Below are 4,795 nucleotides of genomic sequence, written 5' to 3'. Positions count from 1 at the left end.
CCTCGAAGGCGGGCCTCTGCTTTACGTGGAACGTGACGCTGTTCTCGTCGCGCATGGCGTCACCGGACTGCCGGCCTAACTGGACACGGTTTCGGGGTCAGCTCTTGCGGTGGCCTATCAGGCGGGGCTTCGCCTCCAGGTTCTCCAGGCCGTGCCAGCACAGGTTCACCAGGTGCGCCGCGACCTCCGCCTTCTTCGGCTTGCGGACGTCCAGCCACCACTGGCCCGTCAGCGCCACCATGCCGACCAGGGCCTGGGCGTACAGCGGGGCCAGCTTGGGGTCGAAGCCGCGGGCCTTGAACTCCAGGCCCAGGATGTCCTCCACCTGGGTGGCGATGTCGCTGATCAGGGAGGCGAACGAGCCCGTCGACTGGGCCACCGGCGAGTCCCGGACCAGGATGCGGAAACCGTCCGTGTACGTCTCGATGTAGTCGAGCAGGGCGAACGCGGCCTGTTCGAGGAGCTCGCGCGGGTGGCCGGCGGTGAGGGCGCCGGTGACCATGTCGAGCAGGCGGCTCATCTCCCGGTCGACCACCACGGCGTACAGGCCCTCCTTGCCGCCGAAGTGCTCGTAGACCACCGGCTTGGAGACGCCCGCCTTCGCGGCGATCTCCTCCACCGACGTGCCCTCGAACCCCTTCTCGGCGAAGAGGGTGCGACCGATGTCCAGCAGCTGTTCGCGGCGCTCCTTGCCGGTCATGCGGACGCGGCGGGCACGCCGGCTCGGAGTGGGCCTGCTCTTCTCGCTGCTCGTACTGCTGCCGTCGATCGCCACGTCACCCATCATGCCGCTTCGGAGGGCCCGGTCTTGCGTCGGGAGTCGATACGGTCCGCGCTCGGCCACCGGACGTCGTACGCCCAGCCGGCCTGCTCGAACCAGCGGATCAGGCGGGCGCTCGAGTCCACCTGCCCCTTCATCACACCGTGCCGTGCCGAGGTCGGATCGGCGTGGTGCAGGTTGTGCCAGGACTCGCCGCAGGACAGCACGGCCAGCCACCAGACGTTGCCGGACCTGTCACGCGACTTGAAGGGGCGCTTGCCCACCGCGTGGCAGATGGAGTTGATCGACCAGGTGACGTGGTGCAGGAGGGCGACCCGGACCAGCGAGCCCCAGAAGAACGCCGTGAACGCGCCCCACCACGACATCGTGACCAGACCTCCCACCAGCGGGGGGATGGCCAGGGACAGGATCGTCCAGTAGACGAAGTCGCGGGAGACGCGGCGGATCGCCGGATCCTTGATCAGGTCCGGCGCGTACTTCTCCTGCGAGGTCTGCTCCTCGTCGAACATCCACCCGATGTGCGCCCACCAGAGGCCCTTCATCAGGGCCGGGAGCGTCTCGCCGAACCGCCAGGGGGAGTGGGGGTCCCCTTCGGCGTCCGAGAACTTGTGGTGCTTGCGGTGGTCGGCCACCCACCGGACCAGGGGTCCTTCCACCGCCATGGAGCCCATGACCGCCAGGGCGATGCGCAGCGGGCGCTTCGCCTTGAAGGAGCCGTGGGTGAAGTAGCGGTGGAAACCGATGGTGATGCCGTGGCAGCCCAGGTAGTACATGAAGACCAGCAGGCCCAGGTCGAGCCAGCTCACACCCCATCCCCACGCGAGCGGCACAGCCGCCAGAAGGGCGAGGAAGGGGACGATGATGAAGAGGAGGAGCGCGAGCTGCTCGACGGAGCGCTTGGACTCCCCGCCGCGCGTGGCAGAGGGGGCCGAGGTGCCGGTCGTCGCCCCGCTGGCGTCTTCGAGCACGTCGGAACGTGTGGTCATGGGGTCCCCTGGGGGGTGAGGGAAGTGACTGATGCGTTGGCTACGGATGCGTAACCTACGGCATCGTAAGTATGGCAGCGCTTCGCCTCGCGGCAAGAGGCCGAGGAGCACGGGTTCAGCCGTGCCGCATATCCTGGGCCTCGTCGGACAGCGTGGTCCACAAAACCTCCAGACGTGCTGAAACACTGCAAGGAGCCGCACCTGTGAGCAGTGCCGACCAGAACTCCAACACCAGCGCGGAGCTGCGTGCCGACATTCGCCGTCTAGGCGACCTGCTGGGCGAGACGCTCGTACGGCAGGAAGGGCCCGAACTTCTTGAGTTGGTCGAGCAGGTGCGCGCCCTGACGCGCACCGATGGCGAAGCCGCCGCCGAGTTGCTCGGCGACACCGACCTGGAGACCGCCGCCCGGCTGGTGCGCGCCTTCTCCACCTACTTCCATCTTGCCAACGTCACCGAGCAGGTGCACCGCGGCCGCGAGATGCGCGCCAAGCGCGCCGAAGAGGGCGGACTGCTCGCCCGTACGGCGGACCGGCTGAAGGACGCCGACCCCGAGCACCTGCGCCACACCGTCAAGAACCTCAACGTCAGGCCCGTCTTCACGGCGCACCCGACCGAGGCGGCGCGCCGGTCCGTACTGAACAAGCTGCGCCGCATCGCCGAGCTCCTCGAAACCCCCGTCATCGCCTCCGACCGGCGCCGCCACGACCTCCGTCTGGCCGAGTCGATCGACCTCATCTGGCAGACGGACGAGCTCCGCGTCGTACGCCCCGAGCCCGCCGACGAGGCGCGCAACGCCATCTACTACCTCGACGAGCTGCACGCCGGCGCGGTGGGCGACGTCCTGGAGGACCTCGCCGCCGAGCTGGAGCGCGTCGGCGTCGAGCTGCCCCCCGGCACCCGGCCGCTGACCTTCGGCACCTGGATCGGCGGCGACCGCGACGGCAATCCGAACGTGACGCCCGCCGTGACGTGGGACGTGCTGATCCTCCAGCACGAGCACGGCATCACCGACGCGCTGGCGCTCGTCGACGAGCTGCGTGGCCAGCTGTCGAACTCCATCCGCTACACCGGCGTCACCGAGGAGCTGCTGGCCTCCCTCCAGGCCGACCTGGAGCGGCTGCCCATCAGCCCCCGCTACAAGCGCCTGAACGCCGAGGAGCCCTACCGGCTCAAGGCCACCTGCATCCGGCAGAAGCTCCTCAACACGCGCGAGCGCCTCGCCAAGGGCACCCCGCACCAGCCCGGCATCGACTACCTCGGCACCGGTGAGCTGATCGCCGACCTCGCGCTCATCCAGACGTCGCTGCGCGAGCACCGCGGCGGCCTCTTCGCCGACGGCCGCATGGACCGCACGATCCGCACCCTCGCCGCGTTCGGGCTCCAGCTCGCCACGATGGACGTGCGCGAGCACGCCGACGCGCACCACCACGCCCTCGGGCAGCTCTTCGACCGGCTCGGCGAGGAGTCCTGGCGGTACGCCGACATGCCGCGCGACTACCGGCAGAAGCTCCTCGCGAAGGAGCTCAGGTCCAGGCGCCCGCTGGCCCCGACGCCCGCGCCGCTGGACGCCGCCGGGGAGAAGACCCTCGGCGTGTTCACCACGGTCAGGCAAGCCCTGGAACGCTTCGGGCCCGAGGTCGTCGAGTCGTACATCATCTCGATGTGCCAGGGCGCCGACGACGTCTTCGCCGCCGCGGTACTGGCCCGTGAGGCGGGTCTGGTCGACCTGCACTCGGGCTGGGCGAAGATCGGCATCGTGCCCCTCCTGGAGACCACGGACGAGCTGCGCGCGGCCGACGTGATCCTCGACGAGATGCTCGCCGACCCCTCGTACCGGCGGCTCGTGTCGCTCCGCGGTGACGTGCAGGAAGTCATGCTCGGGTACTCCGACTCGTCGAAGTTCGGCGGCATCACGACCTCGCAGTGGGAGATCCACCGGGCGCAGCGCCGCCTGCGCGACGTCGCCCACCGGTACGGCGTGCGCCTGCGCCTCTTCCACGGCCGCGGCGGCACCGTCGGCCGCGGCGGCGGCCCCTCGCACGACGCGATCCTCGCGCAGCCGTGGGGAACGCTGGAGGGCGAGATCAAGGTGACCGAGCAGGGCGAGGTCATCTCCGACAAGTACCTGGTGCCGTCCCTGGCCCGGGAGAACCTGGAGCTGACGGTCGCCGCCACGCTCCAGGCGTCCGCGCTGCACACCGCCCCCCGCCAGTCCGACGAGGCGCTCGCCCGCTGGGACGCGGCGATGGACACGGTGTCCGAGGCCGCCCACACGGCGTACCGCAAGCTCGTCGAGGACCCGGACCTGCCGGCGTACTTCTTCGCCGCGACCCCCGTCGACCAGCTCGCCGACCTGCACCTGGGCTCGCGCCCCTCGCGCCGCCCGGACAGCGGGGCGGGCCTCGACGGCCTGCGCGCGATCCCGTGGGTCTTCGGCTGGACGCAGTCACGGCAGATCGTGCCCGGCTGGTACGGCGTCGGGTCCGGCCTGAAGGCGCTGCGCGAGGCGGGCCTGGACACGGTCCTGGAAGAGATGCAGGAGAACTGGCACTTCTTCCGGAACTTCCTCTCCAACGTGGAGATGACCCTCGCCAAGACCGACCTGCGCATCGCGCAGCACTACGTCGACACGCTCGTCCCGGACGACCTGAAGCACGTCTTCGAGACGATCCGCGCCGAGCACGAGCTCACGGTGGCGGAGGTCCTGCGGATCACGGGCGGGGAGCGGCTGCTCGACTCGAACCCGGTGCTCCAGCAGACGTTCTCGATCCGGGACGCCTACCTGGACCCGATCTCCTACCTCCAGGTCTCGCTGCTGGCCCGCCAGCGCGCGGCGGCCGAGCGGGGCGAGGAGCCCGACCCGCTGCTGTCGCGGGCGCTGCTGCTCACGGTCAACGGCGTCGCGGCGGGTCTGCGCAACACGGGCTGACCCGGCGGGACACACCAGAACGGCGGCGGTCCGGGAGGCGGGCCGATCGACTCCCGTGTCTGACGGCAGGCACTGCTGTGCAGAGTGTGCTTGCCAGC

At 70.1% G+C, this 4,795-nt stretch carries 3 protein-coding genes; 1 reads left to right on the top strand and 2 read right to left on the bottom strand.

Annotation, left to right across the window (positions count from 1 at the left end; translation table 11 throughout):
- Positions 1-97 precede the first annotated feature (97 nt).
- Both ACWD0Y_RS36180 and ACWD0Y_RS36175 read right to left on the bottom strand, forming a co-directional pair.
- Positions 98-787 (bottom strand): TetR family transcriptional regulator, encoded by a 690-nt coding sequence (locus ACWD0Y_RS36180; protein ID WP_450264502.1) that lies wholly within the window; start codon positions 785-787, stop codon positions 98-100.
- The gene (locus tag ACWD0Y_RS36175; protein WP_450264501.1) at positions 784-1,767 is read right to left on the bottom strand and encodes an acyl-CoA desaturase; all 984 of its coding nucleotides are present in this window, start codon (positions 1,765-1,767) and stop codon (positions 784-786) included. Before ACWD0Y_RS36175 ends, ACWD0Y_RS36180 begins: the two co-directional genes overlap by 4 nt.
- A 203-nt stretch (positions 1,768-1,970) precedes the next feature.
- Between ACWD0Y_RS36175 and ppc the strand changes: the two genes are divergently transcribed.
- Positions 1,971-4,697 (top strand): phosphoenolpyruvate carboxylase, encoded by a 2,727-nt coding sequence (gene ppc, locus ACWD0Y_RS36170; protein WP_450264500.1) that lies wholly within the window; start codon positions 1,971-1,973, stop codon positions 4,695-4,697.
- Positions 4,698-4,795 lie beyond the last annotated feature (98 nt).

The organism is Streptomyces altiplanensis, from assembly GCF_053591575.1.
The sequence above is the reverse complement of the archived record's forward strand: the minus strand, read 5'-3'. Positions and strand labels throughout refer to the sequence as shown.